Raw genomic sequence first — 17923 nt, 5'->3', positions numbered from 1 at the left:
GACGCACCTCGGTTCCGCCACGCGCGGGCAGCCCTCGAAAAGTTCGCCCCGATCGCCTGACTCAAGTCCACTCCAGCGATCCACCCAAATTACGGTTACTGGCAATTGCCGGTGCTGGGATGGCGCTTCACCGAAGCCCGCGACGAGCTGCGTGAGACGTTTGATTCAATCGCACCAGGCTCGTTCTTGAGTGGGTCAGGGTGATGCCGCACGCGGACGCTCCCCGCCGGGAAGCAGCCGCAGACCGGCTCGCCGAGGGCGACTTCCATGGTTCGCCGAGTTCCTCGACGCCGGGCCCGGCACTCGGTGAGTACGTGCACGACCTGTTGGAGGCGTGACCGGGCCCGCGCCACGGGAGCCGCATCGCGGGTTTCCGCGTGGCGGTCGGGTTAGTTGTGTAAGGGGTTAGTACTGGGGAAGCGAAAGGCCTCTGCCAAGCCCCTCCGGCCTCCCGGGCGGGGGTGCGGCGGGGCGTAGCTCACATGGGTGAACGGGGCCAACTGGGCTGGCTTTCATGGGGGTTCGCTGGCATATGCTCGGCGCGACAAGTCCAGACATGCGTCGGCCCCCGGCGGGACTGCAATCCCGGGCGGGGGCCTGACCAGCGAGAAGAGCTACTTCCCGATGGGTATTCAGAAGCTTAACGTGCGCTCGCGCGCCTCGTCCCGGAATGCCGACGGGAGTCCCCGGTACGGGGTCATCCACGTCAACATCCGGCACACCCGCCGCTTCACCGTGGTGGGCAACCACCTCGCCCAGCACGACGAGATGTCCCTGATGGGCATCGGCCTCGGTACGCACATCCAGTCGCTGCCGGCCGGCACCCCCGTCGGCATCAAGGACCTCGCCGCCCGGTTCCCCGAGAGCGAGTACCGGATCGCCCGGGCGCTGCGGGAGCTGGAGGAGCACGGGTACCTGGAGCGCACCCGGGATCGGCTGCCCGGTGGGCAGGTGGTCACCCGGACCGTGTTCTACAACCGGCCCGGGTACGCCGTCCCCGAGGAGGAAGCCGGGCCGGATGCGGGGCGGGGAGCCGAGCCCGTGGTGGCGGAGGCCGAGGTCGAGGCGCTACCGGTATCGGTGGCGGTCGCCACCCCGTTGCGGCCGCTGCCCCGGCCCGCCGGCCCGGCCAGCGCCGTGCGCAGGGACGCGGCCGAGCGGGTGCTCGTAGGGCTGCGCGGGGTGGATCCGCGGTTGCTGCTCGGGGAGCGGGACGTCGAGCGGCTCACGCCTGCGGTCGAGACCTGGCTGGAGCGCGGGGCCTCGCCGGACGCCGTGACCGCCGCGCTCACCCTCCATCTGCCGCCCCGCACGCGGAATCCGGCCGCCCTGATCGCCTACCGGCTCACCAGCCAGATTCCGCCCGAGCGGGTGGCTGCCTCAAGCCGGGCGCCGATGCTCCTGGTGCTGCCGATGCAGACCTGCGAGCGGTGCGACCTGGCCTACCGCGGAGCCGAACCGGGCTGCTGCAAGGGCTGCAGCTAGCCTCTCCGTACGCCTTCGGCGAGCTCGCCCGCCAGGGCCTGGACGGCGGCGAGGCCGGCCGGGAGGTCCGGGGCGTCCAGGAGGAGCTTGACGAAGGCCGAGCCGACGATCACACCGTCCGCGAAGACCGCGACCTCCTTCGCCTGCACCGCGTTGGAGACACCCAGCCCCACACAGACCGGGAGGTCCGTGGTCTTACGGGTCCGGGCCACCAGGTCCTGCGCCTGCTCACCGACCGAGACCCGCGTCCCCGTCACCCCCATCAACGACGCCGCGTACACGAAACCCGAACCCGCAGCCGTGATCGTCGCCAACCGTGCATCCTTGCTGGACGGCGCCACGACGAACACCGTCGCCAGACCCAACTTGTCGGCGTGCTCGCGCCACAACGCGGACTCCTGGACCGGCAGATCCGGCAGGATGCACCCCGCCCCACCCGCCGCCGCCAACTCCACCGCGAACCGCTCCACCCCGTACCGGTCGATCGGATTCCAATACGTCATCACCAACACCGGCGCGCCCGTCGCCTCGTGCGCCTCGCGCACCGTGCGCAGCACGTCGGCGATCTTCACGCCGCCGCGCAGCGCGATGTCGTCGGCGGTCTGGATCACCGGACCGTCCAGGACCGGGTCACTGTGCGGCAGCCCGACCTCGACGACGTCCGCGCCACCCGCGATGATCGCCTTGATCGCCGCGATCCCACCATCGACGGTCGGGAAACCCGCCGGGAGATACGCCACCAGCGCCGCACGATTCTGCGACTTGGCCTTCGCCAGGGTGTCGCTCAGCAGCTGGACGTTGCCCTGTCCCGCAGTCGTGGTGCTCACTTGGTGGCTCCTTCGGTGCCGTCGTAGAGGCCGAAGTAGCGGGCCGCCGTGTCCATGTCCTTGTCCCCACGACCGGACAGGTTCACGATGATCAGCCCGTCCCTGCCCAGCTCCTTGCCCAACTCCAGAGCCCCGGCCAGCGCGTGCGCCGACTCGATCGCCGGAATGATGCCCTCCGTGCGCGAGAGCAGACGCAGCGCCTGCATCGCCTGGTCATCGGTCACCGCCCGGTACTCACCCCGACCCGCGTCCTTCAAATACGCGTGCTCCGGACCGATCCCCGGATAGTCCAGACCCGCCGAGATCGAATACGGCTCGGTGATCTGACCCTCCTCGTCCTGCAACACGTAGGAACGCGAACCATGCAGGATCCCCGGCTCACCCGCCGACAACGTCGCCGCGTGCTCACCCGTCTCGATCCCGTGCCCCGCCGGCTCGAAGCCCACCAGGCGTACGTCCGCGTCCGGGATGAACGCGTGGAAGAGACCGATCGCATTCGAACCGCCACCCACACACGCGGCCACCGCGTCCGGCAGGCGTCCCTCACGCTCCAGGATCTGACGGCGCGCCTCCACACCGATCACCCGGTGGAAGTCGCGCACCATCGCCGGGAACGGGTGCGGACCCGCGACCGTACCGAACAAATAATGCGTCCGGTCCACATTCGCGACCCAGTCACGGAACGCCTCGTTGATCGCGTCCTTGAGCGTCCGCGAACCCGACTTCACCGCAATGACCTCGGCGCCCAGCATCCGCATCCGGGCGACGTTCAACGCCTGACGCTCGGTGTCGATCTCACCCATGTAGATCGTGCACTCAAGACCGAACAACGCACACGCGGTGGCGGTCGCCACACCGTGCTGACCCGCACCGGTCTCCGCGATCACCCGCGTCTTACCCATGCGCTTGGTCAGCAACGCCTGACCCAACACATTGTTGATCTTGTGCGAACCCGTGTGGTTCAGATCCTCACGCTTCAGATACACCGTCGCCCCGCCCGCGTGCTCCGCGAACCGCGGCACCTCGGTCAACGCACTCGGACGACCCGTGTAATTCACCAACAGATCATTCAACTCAGCCGCGAACGCCGGATCGACCTTCGCCTTCTCATACTCCGCCGCAACCTCATCCACCGCGGCCACCAACGCCTCCGGAATGAACTTGCCACCGAAATCACCGAAATAGCCCTCGGTGTTCGGGACCGCTCCCCCCGCGTCCGGGAAGAAGGAAGTGGTGCTGGTGGTCGTGGTCATGACCGGGTCTCCTCGGGGGTGTTCTCTGCGGTCTCGTCGGTTTCTGCGGCCTTCAGTTGCGACACCAGCGCCGCCGGATCGGCCGAGCGCATCAGCGTCTCGCCGACCAGGACCGCGTCCGCGCCGTCCGCGCGCAGGCGGCGGGCGTCCGCCGGGCCGCGTACGCCGCTCTCGGCGATCAGCACCCGGTCGGCCGGGACCTGCGGGCGCAGCCGGCCGGTGAGCCCGAGGTCCATGCGGAAGTCGCGCAGGTCGCGGTGGTTGACCCCGATGTTCACGGCGCCGAGGCCGAGTGCGGTGTGCGCCTCCGCCTCGCTGTGCACCTCCACCAGGACGTGCAGGCCGAGGCCGGTCGCGTACGCGTACAGCTGGGCCAGCCGCTCGCCGGTCAGCGCCGCGACCACGAGCAGGACCGCGTCCGCGCCGAAGGCCCGGCCCTCCGCGATCTGGTACTCGTCGACGATGAAGTCCTTGCGCATGACGGGCAGGCCGACGGCCTCCCGTACGGTCGCCAGGTCCTCGGGACGGCCGCCGAAGCCCTCGGTGTGCGCGAGGACCGAGAGCGCGCAGGCGCCGCCCGCCTCGTAGGCGCGGGCCAGCTCGGCGGGCCGGTAGTCGTCGGTGAGCGGGCCCTTGAGCGGGCTGCGGGGCTTGAGCTCGGCGATGACGCCGAGGCCGGGGGCGCGCAGGGCCGCGCCGAAGTCCCGGACGGGGGGAGCCGCGGCGGCCCTGCGCTCGATCTCGACGAGCGGGACCTCGGCGCGGCGGGCCTCGGTCTGGCGGTGCGCGGCCGCGATCAGCTCGGCCAGCAGACTGCTGCCGGCCGGCGCTGCCGCTGCGGGCTCTGCCGCGGGCTCCGGGGTGGTGGTGCGGGTCAACGTACGACTCCTCGTCGTGTTCATGGGGCGTCGTGTCATGGGGTACGCGTCATGGGGTGCGCGTCACGGGGTGCGCTTCACGCGGCGGCCGGGACCGGGCGGCGGGCCGCTCCGACGGCCGTCCAGGCGTCGAGCACGGCGGCGGCGCGGCCGCTATCGATGGCTTCGGCGGCGCGCGCGATCCCCGTGTGCCAGTCCTCGCAGCGCCCGGCGGCCCGCAGGGCGGCGGCCGTGTTGAGCAGCACGATCTCCCGGTGCGGGCCGGTTCCACCGCCCAGGACGCGGCGTACGGTCCGGGCGTTCGCGGCGGCGTCGCCGCCCCGCAGGTCCGCCAGGGTGGCGGGGGCGAGGCCCAGCTCGGCGGGGTCGAGCCGGTAGGAGGTGGTGCGGCCGTCGGCGAGTTCGACGACGCGGGACGGGGAGCAGGTGCTCAGCTCGTCCAGGCCGTCCTCCGCGCAGAACACCAGCGCGCGCTCGGTGCCGAGCCGGTGCAGGACCTCGGTCATGACCTCCAGCAGGGCCGGGTCGGAGACGCCGAGGGTCTGGTAGCGGGCGCCGGCCGGGTTGCAGAGCGGGCCCAGCACGTTGAACACGGTCCGCACGCCCAGCTCGCGGCGGGGCCCGGACGCGTGCCGAAAGGCGGGCTGGAAGACGGGCGCGAAGAGGAAGGTGATGCCCACCTCGGCCAGGCAGGCGGCCGCCTCCGCCGGGCCCGCCTCGATCCGTACGCCCAGGGCTTCCAGGACGTCGGCGCTGCCGCAGGCCGAGGAGGCGCTGCGGTTGCCGTGCTTGGCGACCGGGACCCCGCAGGCCGCCGCGACGATCGCGGCGGTGGTGGAGATGTTGAAGGTGTCGTGGCCGTCGCCGCCGGTACCGCAGGTGTCCAGGACCCGGCCGTCGCCGGGCAGGCGGGTCCCGAAGGAGCGGGCGGTGGCGACGAGGCCGACGATCTCCTCGACGTCGGCTCCGCGGGCGGACAGGGCCATGGCGAATCCGGCGATCTGGCCGGGGGTGGCTTCCCCGGCCAGTACGGCGGCCATGGCGCTGCCCGCCTCGTCGCGGCTGAGGCGGCGGCCCGCCGCCAGGGTGCGCAGGGCGTTCTTCACCGGGCGGCTCCTTCGAGCGGGACCGGCGCGGGGACGGGGATCGGGGCCGACGTCGCGATCCGTGCGGGCGCCGGGATCCGGGCCGACGCCGCGATCCCGGCCGGCGCCGGTACCCGGACCGAGTCGACGAAGTTGGCGATGATCCGGTGGCCCTGCTCGGTGAGCACCGACTCCGGGTGGAACTGCACTCCGTACGTCGGGTGCGCGCGGTGGCGCAGGCCCATGACGGTGCCGTCCTGGGCCCAGGCGTGGGCGACCAGCTCGGGCGGCAGGCTCGCGGGGTCCACGGCCAGGGAGTGGTAGCGGGTCGCGGTGAAGGGGTCCGGGAGGCCGGTCAGGACGCCCGTGCCGTCGTGCCGCACCCGGTCGGTCTTGCCGTGTACGGGCCCCACCCGGACCACGTCGGCGCCGAAGGCCGCGGCGATCGCCTGGTGGCCCAGGCAGACGCCGAGCAGCGGGAGCCGACCGCTGAGCGCGCGCACGGCGGCGAGGCTGATGCCCGCCTGGCCGGGGTTCCCGGGGCCGGGCGAGATCAGGACGGCGTCGTGGGCGGCCAGTTCCTCGATGGTGATGCCGTCGTTGCGGTGGACGAGCGGCTCGGCGCCCGCCTCGGCCAGGTACTGGACGAGGTTGTAGGTGAAGGAGTCGTAGTTGTCGATGACCGCGATGCGCGGGGCCGGGGCGGACGGGGCCGGGACGGGTGCGGGAGTGCTCATGCGCCGGCCTCCGCCCGCTCCACCGCGGCGAAGAGCGCCTGCGCCTTGTTGAGGGTCTCGCGGTACTCGGCGGCCGGGTCGGAGTCGGCGACCACCCCGGCTCCGGCCTGGACCCACGCCTGCCCGTCGGCGATGACCAGGGTGCGCAGCGCGATGGCCGTGTCCAGGTCGCCGCCGGTACCGACGAAGCCGAGCGCGCCGCCGTAGACCCCGCGCCGCTCCTGCTCCAGCTCGGCGATGATCTCCATGGCGCGGATCTTCGGGGCGCCGGAGACGGTGCCCGCGGGGAAGGTGGAGCGCAGCGCGTCGAGCGGCGTACGGCCCGCGGCGAGGTCGCCGCTGACCGTGGACGACAGGTGCATGACGTGCGAGTAGCGCTCGACCTCCATGAGCCGGTCGACCCGGACGGTGCCGGGGGCGGCGATCCGTCCGATGTCGTTGCGGCCGAGGTCGACGAGCATGACGTGCTCGGCGCACTCCTTCTCGTCGGCGAGCAGCTCCGCTTCCAGGGCCGCGTCGGCGGCGGCGTCGGTGCCGCGCCAGCGGGTCCCGGCGAGCGGGCGGGTCTGTGCCCGGCCGTCCTCGACCTTGACCAGGAGCTCGGGCGAGGCCCCGATGACGTGCCGGCCGCCGCCGAGGGAGAGGTGGAACATGTAGGGCGACGGGTTGACGGCGCGCAGGTGGCGGTAGACGTCCAGGGGCGCGGCGGCCAGCGGCTTGCTGAACCGCTGGGAGAGCACGACCTGGAAGATGTCGCCGGCGCGGATGTACTCGCGGGCGGTTTCGACCATGTCGAGGAAGCGTTCCTCGGTGGTGTGGGCGCGCCAGGCGGAACGGTCCTGCTGATCGGCGGTCCGGGTCCGGGCCAGCGGTCGGTTCCCCGCGCCCGTGGCGGCCACCGCGGGGTGGTCGCCGTAGAGCCGCTCGTGGGCCGCGCAGAGCCGGGCAACGGCGTCCTCGTAGGTCTCGGCGGCCGTGTCGTACAGGGTCGTGATCAGCACCCGGCGGGTGGCGTGGTCGAAGACGACCAGGTCATCGGCCTGGAGGAACACCGATTCGGGCATGTCCGGACCGGGTCGGGGCGCGCTGGGCAGCCGCTCGAAGTGGCGGGCGCTCTCGTAGCCGAGGTAGCCCACGGCCCCGCCGTGGAAGGGCGGGAGCCCGGGCAGCCGGGCGACGTCGCGCTCCGCCAGCGGCTGGAGCGCGAGGAGCGGGTCCCCGTCGCCGAGCGGGAGCGGGCGGGTGCGGTGGGCGATGTACGAGTACCGCGCGACGGCGACGCTCGTGTCGGTCCCGATGACGCTCTCCAGCAGCAGGCCGGTCTCGTCGGGTCCGCAGAGGCGGGCGAAGGCCGTCACCGGGGTGAGGGTGTCGGAGAGCAGCTCGATGTGGAGCGGTACGAAGGCGTGGCGGGCGGCGAGGTCCAGCGCGGCGCCGGCGTCGGGCAGCACCCCAGCCCGCAGGTCCGCGGCCGCACGCTCGGCCGCCGCGCACTCGGCCGCCCGGAGGTCGACGCTCTCGTCGACGGGGGCGCTCACGCGTCGGCCCCCGATCCGGGAATCGGTCCGGGAATCGGTCCGGGAACCGGATCCACCCCGCGGTCCACGGCGGCCTCGGCCAGGTCGAGGATCCGCGCGCAGTCCTGCGCGTCCGCTCCGACGGCGACCAGCGCGGCGAGCCGCGGGATGGCCTGGCGGGGCGGCAGGAGCAGGGTGTCACCGGGCCCGGCGAGCACCGCGGTGTGCGCGATGCCGGGCACGGCCGCGGCGGCGGTGAGGTCGAGCGGCCGGGCGAGGCCGTCGGTGGCCGCGTACACGAAGCGGACCTCGGCGGTGTTCCCGCGCGTCGGGGTCAGGTCGGGGAGCCGGCCGAACGCCAGCTCGGCGGCGACGGCGACCAGGTCGATCCCGCTGGCCAGGGCGCTGATGAAGGGGATCAGGTCGCCGCCGAGGCGGGCGTTCAGCTCGATCAGGCGCGGGCCGCGGGAGGTGAGGCGGACCTCGGCGTGGGTGACGCCGGTGGTGACGCCGAGCACCCGGTGCACGCCGATCACCAGGTCGCGGACCTCGTCCGCCCAGGGCTCGCCCTCCGCGGTGGCGACCAGGTGGCCGACCTCCTCGAAGTACGGGGCGAAGCCGAGGCGCTTGCGCGCGACGTGGACGACGTGGACCTCGCCTTCGTGGACGGCGCTATCGATGCTGATCTCGGGGCCGTCGAGGTACTCCTCGACCAGGACGCCGTGGCCGGTGGGCAGCGTGGCGAAGGCGGCGCCGTCGGCGAGGGCGAAGGCCGCCCGCACCTGGCCCTCGTCGTCGGCGCGGGTGACGCCGATGCTGCCGGCGAGGGCGCGGGGCTTGAGGACCACGGGGTAGCCGAACTCGGCGGCGGCCAGGGCCGCTTCGTCCGCGGAGGTGACGAGTCGGTGACGTACGGCGGCGAGGCCCGCACCGGCGAGCAGCGTGCGGGTCGCGTACTTGTCGCGGCAGCGGCCGGCGGCCTCGGCGGACAGGTGCGGCAGCCCGAGCTTGGCGGCGGCCGCGGCGGTCGCCTCGACGGCCGTCTCGTCCCAGGTCAGCACGGCCGCGGAGGCGATGTCGGGGCCCGCGAGGGCGAGTACGGCATCGGCGATCGCGACCGGATCGGACAGGTCGGTGACGGCGTAGGAATCGAGGTACTCGCGCTGCCAGTCCGGCTCCGCGGAGAGCACCGCGGAGAGGGTGTGGCGGGCGTGCAGGGACTCGAAGGAGTAGGCGCGGTACGGGCGCCCGCCGCTGCCGACCACAATCAACCGCGGGGCGGCGGAGGTGGGCGCGGGAACGGCTACGGGCCCGGGCACGGGCGGGGGCGCGGGCGGGGAGTGCGAGGTCATGGCCGCGCCCCTCAGACCTGGGCCGCGTCGGACGCGTCGAGCGGCGCGAGGAGCTCGGTCAGCTCGTCGAGCACGCCCTTCAGGTCGCCCGCGAGGTCGGCCGGGGCGTGGAAGACGGACGGGTCGGCGGGGTCGGTCAACTCGCCGACACCGGGGACGGACAGGCTGCGCTCCGCGGCGCGGAAGCCGATCCGGGTGAGGATCGGGCGCAGCATCTCGACGGCCGGCACGCCGCCCGAGGGGCCCGCGGTGTAGCTCAGGAGGGCGACGGGCTTGTCCTGCCACTCCTGGTACAGGAAGTCGATGGCGTTCTTCAGCGGCGCGGTGAAGGCGCCGTTGTACATGGGCATCACGAAGAGGTAGGCGTCGCCGCGGGAGACCGTGGCGCTCCAGTCCTTGGTGTGCTGGTGGACGTACGCGCCCTCGGACGGGTGTCCGGGCTCGTCGAAGAAGGGCAGGGCGGCCTCGGCGAGGTCGACGGTCTCGACCTCGAAGCCGCCGTGGCGGCCGGCCTCGGCGGCGGCCCAGGTGGCGACGGCGGGGCCGACGCGGCCGGGGCGGGTGCTGGCGATGACGATCTGCAGGCGGGGCATGTGGTTTCTCCCTGGTGGACGTTCCGGTGGTCACCGCGGATCGTCCGGAGGGGCGTGGGCCCCTGCAGTGATCCGTAGGTAAGCAGCCGAGCGGGGCCCCGCGCAACCGGATCCGGCCGCCCCGGACGGTCCGGCCCGATCCTTCGCCCCGTTCTGTCCGCTTCTGGCTGCCCGGAGCTCCCTGGCGCATTCACGACAGCCGTAAACGCGCAGCCCGGGACGCGGGTCCCGCCGGGGGTCGCCGCTGCCACAGTGAAGCCACGTCACCGCGGATCACACCGCTTCCCACCTCCCCCACAGGGCCCCTGCCCCACCCGGGACCCGCGCCCCACCCCAGCCTCCGGCGGCGCCTCAAACGCCGGCGAGGCTGCGGCGGGGCTCCCCATCCGGGCCCCGCGCCCCACCAGGTCCCGCCCCCCACCGGGACCCCACCGCGCCGCCGCGCATTCGGCGGCTTCCCCTTCGTGCCGTGATCCGGCATGCCCCGATCCGGCAGAAATGGAGACCGCCCATGGAGAGTCCCGTCACCGGCCGCTACGTCGAGGAGACCCGACGCCCGGACAGCGAGCTGCGCACGCTCACCGCACGCGCCGCCGTCCCCGCCGCCTACGCCAAGACCTACGGGCACGTACTGCTGCCCCGGCCCGTCTTCGTCTCCGAGCGCGAGATCAGCGCCTTCGCCGACGACCTCGCCGCCCTCTTCCGCATCCTCGTCTCGCTGCCGGAGCGCTGCTACGACGGCGACCTCGACCGCTACGGCGCGGCCATCGGCCTGCCGCCCGAACTCTGCGAGGTGATGCGCGAGGGCGCCGGTGGCGACCCGCTGCTCTACGCCCGCGCCGACGCCTTCCACGACGGCACCGGCTTCCGCCTGCTGGAGCTGAACGTCGGCAGCGAGCTGGGCGGCATCGACAGCGCCCAGCTCAACCGCGCCTTCCTCGACGTCCCGGCCTTCCGCGCCTTCGCCGAGCGGCATCGGCTGGGCCACACCGACACCATGGCGGAGCTGGTCACCGAGCTGTACGCCGCGGCGGCCGCCCGGACCGGATCCGGCCCCGTCACCGGCGCCCCGGCCGTGGCCCTGTTGGAGGCGCCCGGCGCGCTCGGCGAGCACGACGGGGTCTTCCTCTCCATCCAGGAGGACCTGCGCGGCCACGGCATCGACCTCCAGCTCGGGGAGGTCCAGGAGCTCACCGAGGGGCCGGACGGCAGGCTGAACCTGCACGGCCGCCCGCTCGACGTGATCCTGCGCTTCTTCGCCGCGGGCCAGATCGCCGGCGACCCGACCGCCCGGGCCGCGCTGAGCCTCGTCAACCGGGCCCACGCGCAGGGCCGTACCGCCCTGTTCACCCCGCTCGAAGGGGCCCTGTTCACCAGCAAGGCCGCCCTCGGCCTGGTGCACCGCCCGGCCGTCCGCGCCGCGCTGACCGGGGCCGAGCTGGAGCTGATCGACCGGGTGCTGCCGCGGACCTGGGTGCTGGGGGCCGAGGGGTGCGAAGACGCCCTGGAGCACGCCCGTACGCACCGCGCCTCGCTCGTGCTCAAGCCCGGCATCGGCTACAGCGCCGACGGCGTGGTCATCGGCCGGGACGTCGACGACGCGGCGTGGGCGGCGGCCCTGGAGGCGACCGCCCTGCGCGACTACGTGGCGCAGGAGCTGGTCGTACCGGCGCTGGAGCCCGCCCTCGACCCGGACACCGGCGTCATCGGGGAATGGGTCGCGAACTGGGGGATCTTCGTCACCCCGCGGGGATACGGCGGCGCTTTCGTCCGCGCCCTCCAGCCGCGGGACGGCTCGGTCATCACCTACGCGAACCCCGGCACCCGCGGCACCTGCGTATTCACCCACCCGGAAGACGAGGAGACCCTGGCATGAGCACCGAAAGCAGCACCGCCGAAAGCAGCACCGCCGAACACCGGCCGCACGTCGTCGTCGTCAACCGCTGGCGCGAGCGGTACGCGGAATTCACCCGCTACATCGACCACGCCGCGCACCGCGTGAGCTACGTGAGCACCGAGGTCGGCACCGGTTCCGTGCCCGCCGAGGCCCACGAGGTCGTCCTGGTCCCCGCGACCGACGACCTGGAGCGGGTCCGCGCCGAGGTGCGCGCCCTGGCCGCCCGGCACGGTGCGCCCGCCGCGATCGTCGCCCTCAAGGAGGACGACTTGCTCGTCGGGGCCGCGCTGCGCGAGGAGTGGGACGTACCCGGCCCGCGCCAGCCCTCGCAGATCGTCTTCCGCGACAAGTACGTGATGTGCCGCGCGGTCGCCGACGCGGGCCTGGACGTACCGGACTTCGCCGCCGCCACCGACGCGGCCGCCGTCCGCGCCTTCGGCCACGACACCGGCTGGCCCGTCATCGTCAAGCCGCGCACCGGCAGCTCCAGCTCCGGCGTGGTGCGGGTGGACCGCCCCGAACAGGTCGCCGCGCTCGACCTGGACAGCGAGCCGATGCTGGTGCAGGCCTTCGTGGACGCCCCGATCTCGCACGTCGACGGGGTCTTCGACGGCGAACGGCTGCTCGCCTGGCGGGCCTCCCGCTACCTCAACACCTGCCTGGGCTTCCGCGACGGGAACCACCTCGGCTCCGTCGAGATCGACGACCCCGAGGTCAACGCGGCCGTGGAGCGGGCGGCGACCGCCTTCCTCGGCGCGCTCTCCCCCGGCCGGGCCACCGTCTTCCACCTCGAAGTCTTCATCGACCGGGACGCGGACGGCCGCCCCCACTGCCGCTTCCTCGAATGCGGCGCACGGGTCGGCGGCGCCGAGATCGCCTTCCTCTGGCGCGAGGTGCACGGCTACGACCTGATGCACGCCGCGTGGCAGCTCCAGCTGGACCTCCCGCTGCCGCCCGTCCCGGCGGTGGCCGCCGCTCCGCACGCCGCCGACGAGGTGGCCGGCTGGATGCTCGTGCCCGCCCCGGCGATGCGCCCCTGCCGCATCACGGAGTCGACCTCCATGACCGGCCGCGCCCTCGGACCGTACGCCGAGGTCGTGCTGCCCCCGGGCGAGGTGCTGCCCGACGCGGACGCCTACTACGAGCACGTCGGCGGCAGGTTCCGCTTCCGCGCCGCGACCGGCGCCGAGGCCGAGGCCGCCATCACCGCCACCGCCAAGGACTTCCGGGTGCGCGCCGAGCCGCTCGCCCTGTCCACCACCACCGCCTGACAGGAGCATCGTGGCCAAGGACTATTCGGTTCCCGTACTCGACGGAGACGGGGACAACGACTACACGCGCTACATGCGGACCGACACGCTGCTGTCGCTCCAGCGCCGCCCCGAGGACATGATCCACCGGGACGAGATGCTCTTCCAGGTCGTCCACCAGTCGACCGAACTGTGGCTCAAGCTCGCCTGCTACGAGGTCGAGGAGGCCACCCGGCAGATCGACGCGGGGCAGCTCGACACCGCCGCCCGGCTGCTCGGCCGTGCCTCGCTGAGCGCGCGGATGACCGCCGACCAGCTGGAGATGATGCGGCAGCTGGCCCCCTGGGACTTCCAGATCATCCGTACCGTCCTCGGGCACGGTTCGGGCTTCGAATCCCCGGGCTGGAAGGCCGCCCGGCTGGTCAGCCAGGATCTGGAGAAGGCGTTCCGGCGGCTGACCGAGGCCCGCGGCACCGATCTCGTCGAGGTCTACCGCAGCGGCCAGGACACCCCGGAGTACCGGCTCGCCGAGGCGCTCATCGACTGGGACGAGCGCATCTCGCTGTGGCGCACCCAGCACTACAAGATGGCCACCCGGGTCATCGGCCACTCCGTGGTCGGCACCAAGGGCGCGCCGGTGGAGTTCCTGGCCAAGCTGATCGGGCACAAGTTCTTCCCGCAGCTGTGGGAGCTGCGCACCGAGCTGACGCTGAGCGGTCCGATGGGCGAGGACGAGCCGGCCCCCGAGTACGCCGAGTACCTGGAGGGCGCCGCGCCGCCGGCCTGCCCGATGGGCCCGGCGTGAGCTCCGGCGCCACCGGCACCACCGGTGTCACGGCCGGTGTCACGGCCGCCGGCTTCCGGCGCGCCTTCCCGATGCTGGAGCGGACGGTCCACCTGGCCAGTTGCAGCCTCGGCGCCCGGTCGGACGCGGTCGACGCCTCCCTGGAGCGCATGCAGGAGGCCATCGGCGCGCGCGGGGCGCCCTGGGACCGGTTCGAAGGGGAGGTGCACGAGGCCCGGGAGAACATCGCCGCCCTGATCGGCGCGAGCCCCGACCAGATCGCGATCCTGCCCAACGCCTCCGTCGGCGCCTACCAGGTGGTCTCCACCCTGTCCCTGGAGACGCCCCGGACCGAGATCGTCACCACGGTCGAGGAGTTCCCCTCCATCGCGCACGTCTGGCTCGCCCAGCGACCGCGCGGCGCCCGGGTCCGTTTCACCGGGGACCGGGAGGGCGGGCGGGTCACGACGGCCGACTACACGGCCGTCCTTGGCCCCGGCACCGCTCTGGTCTCGGTGCCGATGTCCACCTACCAGTACGCCGAGCGGCCCCCGGTGGCGGAGATCGTCGGGGCCGGCCGCGAGGCCGGGGCGCTGACCTTCGTCGACGCCTACCAGGCCGTGGGCGTGATGCCGGTGGACGTCACCGAGATCGGCTGCGACTACCTGGTCGCGGGCACGATGAAGTACCTCGCCGGCCTGCCCGGCCTGGCCTTCCTCTACGCGCGCGCCGGCCTGACCACCGACCGGGAGCCGCGGCTCACGGGCTGGTTCGGACGGGTCGAGCCGATGGCCTTCGACCCGCTGCGGCTCGACTTCCCGGCCGCCGCCCGCCGCTTCGAGACCGGGACCCCGGCCGTGCCCGCCGTCTACGCCGCGAACGCCGCCTTCGGCCTGTTCGACGGCGTCGACTGGGCCGACGTACGACGCCACGTCGGCGCCCTGGTCGACCTCGCCGCACGCACCCTGACCGCCCAGGGCGAGCGGGTCCGCCGGGCCCGGACGCCCGAAGTCCAGGGCGCCCACCTCGCGCTGTACGACGTCGACCCGCGCTCCCTGTCCGGATGGCTGGCGACGCGGGGCATCGCGGTCAGCCCGCGCGGCCCCGTCGTGCGCCTGTCCTTCCACTACTACAACTCCGCGGCCGACGTGGAGGCCCTGTGCCAGGCGGTGCGCGCCTTCCGCGCACTGACCGGACCCGCCCTTCCCGTCCCCGTCCCGCTCCCGAAGGTGAGACCCCCAGAGTGAAAGAGCTGACCGACTGGCTGGCCGATCCCGTGCCCGGCCGGTTCCCCTACCCCGCCGTGCTCCAGGAGTTCCACCTCGTCGGCAAGCACTTCGTGTCCGACGCGACCTTGAAGTCCCTGGCCCTGGCCCGCGAACGGCTCGCCCCGCAGCCGACCCCGGCCGCCGACGCGGCCGGGCGCCTGCTCCTGGACCGGTTCCTGGACACCGCGCTCGACAAGTGGGACGGGCGCTACGACTACCCCACCTACACCTCGCTCGGCGTGCTGGGCCTGCCCACCGCCGACGACGGCCCGCAGGCCGCCGCCGCGGCCCGGGTGACCCGGGACCGGCTGACCGCGCAACTCCTCGCCGACCTGCTGCGGTTCGAGCTGGCCGCCGCCGAGGGGCGCACCGCGTGGCTGCCCGAGATGCGGCCCGACGCCCGGATGGTGGAGAAGCGCCACCGGCTCGCGGTCCGCGTGGCCCGGCCCGCCCTGGAGCGGCTCGGGTTCGGGGACCGGCTCACCGCCGCCGACCCGGCCGGGCAGGCCGCCCAGCTGTGGGCGCTGGCCGACGGCGAACTGCTGGACGGGCACGAGCGCCAGGTGCTGCGGCTCAGCATGCTGCCGGTCTACGTGTCGCACGACGAGCACATGTTCATCCGGGTGCTCCAGACCTTCGAGACGACCTTCGCGCTGCTGGCGCTGAGCATCCGTACGGCCATCGGCCACCTCGACGGCGCCCGTACCGATGAGGCCGCGGCCCACCTGGCGGTCGCCGAGAGCGCGCTCGCCGAATCGGCCCCGCTGTTCTCGCTGCTGGCGACGATGCAGGTCGAGTCGTTCCGGGTGTTCCGCGACTTCACCGAGGGCGCCAGCGCGATCCAGTCCCGCAACTACAAGCTGGTCGAGTCGCTGTGCCGGGTCCCGGACCAGGACCGGCTCGACTCCCCCGCCTACCGCTCCACCCCCGAGGTGCGCGAGCGGATCCTGGCCGGCCAGCAGACCCTCGACGAGGCCTGCACCGCCGCCCAGGGCGACCCGCGCTTCACGGCCGCCGACCGCGAGGTGCTGACCGCCTCGATGCTCGGCTTCGCCGGGGCGCTGCGCCGCTGGCGCCAGACCCACTACCGGATCGCCGTGCGGATGCTCGGCACCCGCTCGGGCACCGGCGCCACCGAGGGCACCCCGTACCTCAGCTCCGTGCGCAAGATCCCGGTCTTCCGCAGCGTCGCGGAGGAGCCGGACACCGACGGCGCCGCCCGCGACCTCCCCAGCGGCCTCCCCGCCGACCTCCCTGCCGACCTCCCTGCCGACCTCCCGGCCACCCTCTCCGTCGGCCACCCGAACGAAGGCGAAGCAGCAGCATGAACAGCGACCAGATCCCCGTGGGCATCGTCGGGGCCGGACCCGTCGGCATGGCCCTCGCCGCCCGCCTGGCCTCCTTCGGCATCCCCTCCGTGCTCTTCGAGCGCGACCCCGAGCTGCGCAAGCAGGGCTCCAAGGCCTGCCTGATCCAGGGCGACGTGCTGGAGGTGCTCGACAAGTTCGGTTGCGCCGAGACCATCGGCGCCGAGGGCGTCACCTGGACCACCGCCCGCACCTACGTGCGCGGCAAGGAGATCCGCGCCGCCGAGTACACCCGCCGGATCGGCTACGGCCCCTTCGTCAACATCTCGCAGTTCCGCATCGAGCAGCTGCTGCTGGAGAAGATCGAGTCCGAGCCCCTCGCCGAGGTCCGCTGGGCGCACGAGATCACCGACGCCGTGCAGGACGCCGACGGGGTCACCGTCACCGCCGACACCCCTAACGGCCCGCGCACCTCCACCTGCCGCTACCTCGTCGCCTGCGACGGCGTGCGCAGCCCCATGCGGGCGCTCACCGGCGTCGCCTGGACCGGCTACAGCCACCAGGACCGCTTCCTGATCACCGACCTGAAGGTGAAGCTGCCGCTCGCCAAGGAGCGCCACTTCCACTACGACCCGCCCTTCAACCCGGGCCGCCAGCTGGTCATGCACCCGCAGCCGAACGACATCTGGCGCATCGACTGGCAGCTCGCCCCGAACACCGACATCGAGGCCGAGCGCGCCGACGGCCGCTTCGACCAGCGCGTGCGCGCGGTGATCGGTGACGTGGACTACGAGGTCGACTGGCTGTCCACCTACCGCTTCCACCAACGCGTGGTGGAGAACTTCCGGATCGGCCGGATCTTCTTCGCGGGCGACTCCGCCCACTCCCTGCCGCCGTACGGCTCCCGCGGCATGAACAGCGGCATCCAGGACGCCGACAACCTCGCCTGGAAGCTCGCCCTCGTGCTGCGCGGCCAGGCCGACGACGCCCTGCTCGACACCTACCACGACGAGCGCTACGCCGCCGCGAAGGAGAACCTGGCCGTCACCGAGGCGACCATCAAGTTCATGGTGCCGCCGAACCTGCTGCGGCGCACCGTCCGCAAGGTGCTGCTGACCCTCTCCCAGCCCTTCCAGGGCGCCCGCGACAAGGTCAACAGCGGCAAGATGGCCGAGCCGCACACCTACGTCGACTCCCCCGTCGTCGAATCCGCGCTGCGCCACCCGCTGCTGGGCGCCTTCGCCCCGGACGCCCGGATCTCCGCACCCGGCGCCGCCCGCCTGCGCGAGCTGTACGGCGCCGGCTTCACCGGCCTGTACTTCGCCCCGGACCGGGAGACCGCCCGCGCCTTCGCCGAGCGCGCGCTCGCCGACACCCGCGGCCTGACCGCCGACCTGATCGTGGTCCTGCGCGAGGGCGAACTGGCCGTACCGGCCGTCGGCCCCGCCGACGACATGCCCGCGGGCGTGACCGTACTGCGCGACCGCGACAACGTGCTGCGCGCCGCCTACCTGGCCACCGAGGGCACCTGCCTGGTCGTCCGCCCCGACGGCCACCTGGGCGCGCTGGCCGACGCCGACCGTCCGGAGCGCTACGGCGACACGCTCGCCCGCTGCGCGCTGGCCACGGCCGGCGCCGCCGAGGACACCGCGGCCGACGTCCGGGTCCCGGTCGGCGTCTGACCCGGCCC

At 73.4% G+C, this 17923-nt stretch carries 15 protein-coding genes; 7 read left to right on the top strand and 8 right to left on the bottom strand.

What is annotated here, in order from left to right:
* Window positions 1–624: 624 nt before the first annotated feature.
* A complete protein-coding gene (locus ACIBEA_RS10260) occupies window positions 625–1485 on the top strand; it encodes a helix-turn-helix domain-containing protein (protein WP_399259402.1) in 861 nt (286 codons plus the stop codon).
* Here the strand turns inward: ACIBEA_RS10260 and trpA are convergent.
* From trpA to ACIBEA_RS10220, 8 genes are all read right to left on the bottom strand, one after another.
* Complete coding sequence (gene trpA / locus ACIBEA_RS10255; RefSeq protein ID WP_399259401.1) at window positions 1482–2312, bottom strand: tryptophan synthase subunit alpha; 831 nt, start codon at window positions 2310–2312, stop codon at window positions 1482–1484. The two genes, ACIBEA_RS10260 and trpA, sit on opposite strands and share 4 nt — an antisense overlap.
* Window positions 2309–3565: a tryptophan synthase subunit beta gene (trpB, locus tag ACIBEA_RS10250; protein WP_399259400.1), complete on the bottom strand. Its 1257-nt coding sequence runs from the start codon at window positions 3563–3565 to the stop codon at window positions 2309–2311. Before trpB ends, trpA begins: the two co-directional genes overlap by 4 nt.
* Complete coding sequence (trpC, locus tag ACIBEA_RS10245) at window positions 3562–4443, bottom strand: indole-3-glycerol phosphate synthase TrpC (RefSeq protein ID WP_399259399.1); 882 nt, start codon at window positions 4441–4443, stop codon at window positions 3562–3564. The genes trpB and trpC overlap by 4 nt, the downstream gene beginning before the upstream one ends.
* 77 nt (window positions 4444–4520) lie before the next feature.
* The gene (gene trpD, locus ACIBEA_RS10240) at window positions 4521–5549 is read right to left on the bottom strand and encodes an anthranilate phosphoribosyltransferase (protein ID WP_399259398.1); all 1029 of its coding nucleotides are present in this window, start codon (window positions 5547–5549) and stop codon (window positions 4521–4523) included.
* A complete protein-coding gene (locus ACIBEA_RS10235) occupies window positions 5546–6265 on the bottom strand; it encodes an anthranilate synthase component II (protein ID WP_399259397.1) in 720 nt (239 codons plus the stop codon). The genes trpD and ACIBEA_RS10235 overlap by 4 nt, the downstream gene beginning before the upstream one ends.
* The gene (locus tag ACIBEA_RS10230; RefSeq protein WP_399259396.1) at window positions 6262–7803 is read right to left on the bottom strand and encodes an anthranilate synthase component I family protein; all 1542 of its coding nucleotides are present in this window, start codon (window positions 7801–7803) and stop codon (window positions 6262–6264) included. The genes ACIBEA_RS10235 and ACIBEA_RS10230 overlap by 4 nt, the downstream gene beginning before the upstream one ends.
* Window positions 7800–9134, bottom strand: coding sequence for an ATP-grasp domain-containing protein (locus ACIBEA_RS10225; protein ID WP_399259395.1), 1335 nt, complete (start codon window positions 9132–9134; stop codon window positions 7800–7802). Before ACIBEA_RS10225 ends, ACIBEA_RS10230 begins: the two co-directional genes overlap by 4 nt.
* Window positions 9135–9145: 11 nt before the next feature.
* Window positions 9146–9727 carry an NADPH-dependent FMN reductase gene (locus ACIBEA_RS10220; protein ID WP_399259394.1) on the bottom strand — a complete coding sequence of 194 codons (582 nt, stop codon included), beginning with the start codon at window positions 9725–9727 and terminating at the stop codon, window positions 9146–9148.
* Window positions 9728–10238: 511 nt separating this feature from the next.
* Here ACIBEA_RS10220 and ACIBEA_RS10215 point away from each other — a divergent pair.
* Genes ACIBEA_RS10215 through ACIBEA_RS10190 form a run of 6 tightly spaced genes read left to right on the top strand, consistent with a single transcriptional unit; the run spans window position 10239 to window position 17915 of the window.
* Window positions 10239–11603 carry a hypothetical protein gene (locus tag ACIBEA_RS10215; protein ID WP_399259393.1) on the top strand — a complete coding sequence of 455 codons (1365 nt, stop codon included), beginning with the start codon at window positions 10239–10241 and terminating at the stop codon, window positions 11601–11603.
* Entirely contained in the window at window positions 11600–12895 is a 1296-nt protein-coding gene (locus ACIBEA_RS10210) for an acetyl-CoA carboxylase biotin carboxylase subunit family protein (RefSeq protein ID WP_399259392.1), read from the top strand. Before ACIBEA_RS10215 ends, ACIBEA_RS10210 begins: the two co-directional genes overlap by 4 nt.
* A gap of 10 nt (window positions 12896–12905) precedes the next feature.
* Window positions 12906–13679: a tryptophan 2,3-dioxygenase family protein gene (locus ACIBEA_RS10205; protein WP_399259391.1), complete on the top strand. Its 774-nt coding sequence runs from the start codon at window positions 12906–12908 to the stop codon at window positions 13677–13679.
* Window positions 13676–14905 carry an aminotransferase class V-fold PLP-dependent enzyme gene (locus ACIBEA_RS10200; RefSeq protein WP_399259390.1) on the top strand — a complete coding sequence of 410 codons (1230 nt, stop codon included), beginning with the start codon at window positions 13676–13678 and terminating at the stop codon, window positions 14903–14905. Before ACIBEA_RS10205 ends, ACIBEA_RS10200 begins: the two co-directional genes overlap by 4 nt.
* Window positions 14902–16254, top strand: a complete 1353-nt coding sequence (locus tag ACIBEA_RS10195) for a tryptophan 2,3-dioxygenase (RefSeq protein WP_399259389.1) — start codon at window positions 14902–14904, stop codon at window positions 16252–16254. The genes ACIBEA_RS10200 and ACIBEA_RS10195 overlap by 4 nt, the downstream gene beginning before the upstream one ends.
* Window positions 16251–17915, top strand: a complete 1665-nt coding sequence (locus ACIBEA_RS10190; protein ID WP_399259388.1) for an FAD-dependent monooxygenase — start codon at window positions 16251–16253, stop codon at window positions 17913–17915. The genes ACIBEA_RS10195 and ACIBEA_RS10190 overlap by 4 nt, the downstream gene beginning before the upstream one ends.
* Window positions 17916–17923 lie beyond the last annotated feature (8 nt).

Origin of the sequence: Streptomyces sp. NPDC051555 (assembly GCF_044454405.1) — a bacterium.
Taxonomy (GTDB): Bacteria; Actinomycetota; Actinomycetes; order Streptomycetales; family Streptomycetaceae; genus Streptomyces.
This window is presented reverse-complemented; position numbering and strand designations above follow the sequence as displayed.

Bases quoted from the DNA above. Each gene is read 5' to 3' on its own strand.
- ACIBEA_RS10260 (WP_399259402.1), top strand. From the start codon at position 625: ATGGGTATTCAGAAGCTTAACGTGCGCTCGCGCGCCTCGTCCCGGAAT.
- trpB (WP_399259400.1), bottom strand. From the start codon at position 3,565: ATGACCACGACCACCAGCACCACTTCCTTCTTCCCGGACGCGGGGGGA.
- ACIBEA_RS10235 (WP_399259397.1), bottom strand. From the start codon at position 6,265: ATGAGCACTCCCGCACCCGTCCCGGCCCCGTCCGCCCCGGCCCCGCGC.
- ACIBEA_RS10225 (WP_399259395.1), bottom strand. From the start codon at position 9,134: ATGACCTCGCACTCCCCGCCCGCGCCCCCGCCCGTGCCCGGGCCCGTA.
- ACIBEA_RS10220 (WP_399259394.1), bottom strand. From the start codon at position 9,727: ATGCCCCGCCTGCAGATCGTCATCGCCAGCACCCGCCCCGGCCGCGTC.
- ACIBEA_RS10215 (WP_399259393.1), top strand. From the start codon at position 10,239: ATGGAGAGTCCCGTCACCGGCCGCTACGTCGAGGAGACCCGACGCCCG.
- ACIBEA_RS10210 (WP_399259392.1), top strand. From the start codon at position 11,600: ATGAGCACCGAAAGCAGCACCGCCGAAAGCAGCACCGCCGAACACCGG.
- ACIBEA_RS10190 (WP_399259388.1), top strand. From the start codon at position 16,251: ATGAACAGCGACCAGATCCCCGTGGGCATCGTCGGGGCCGGACCCGTC.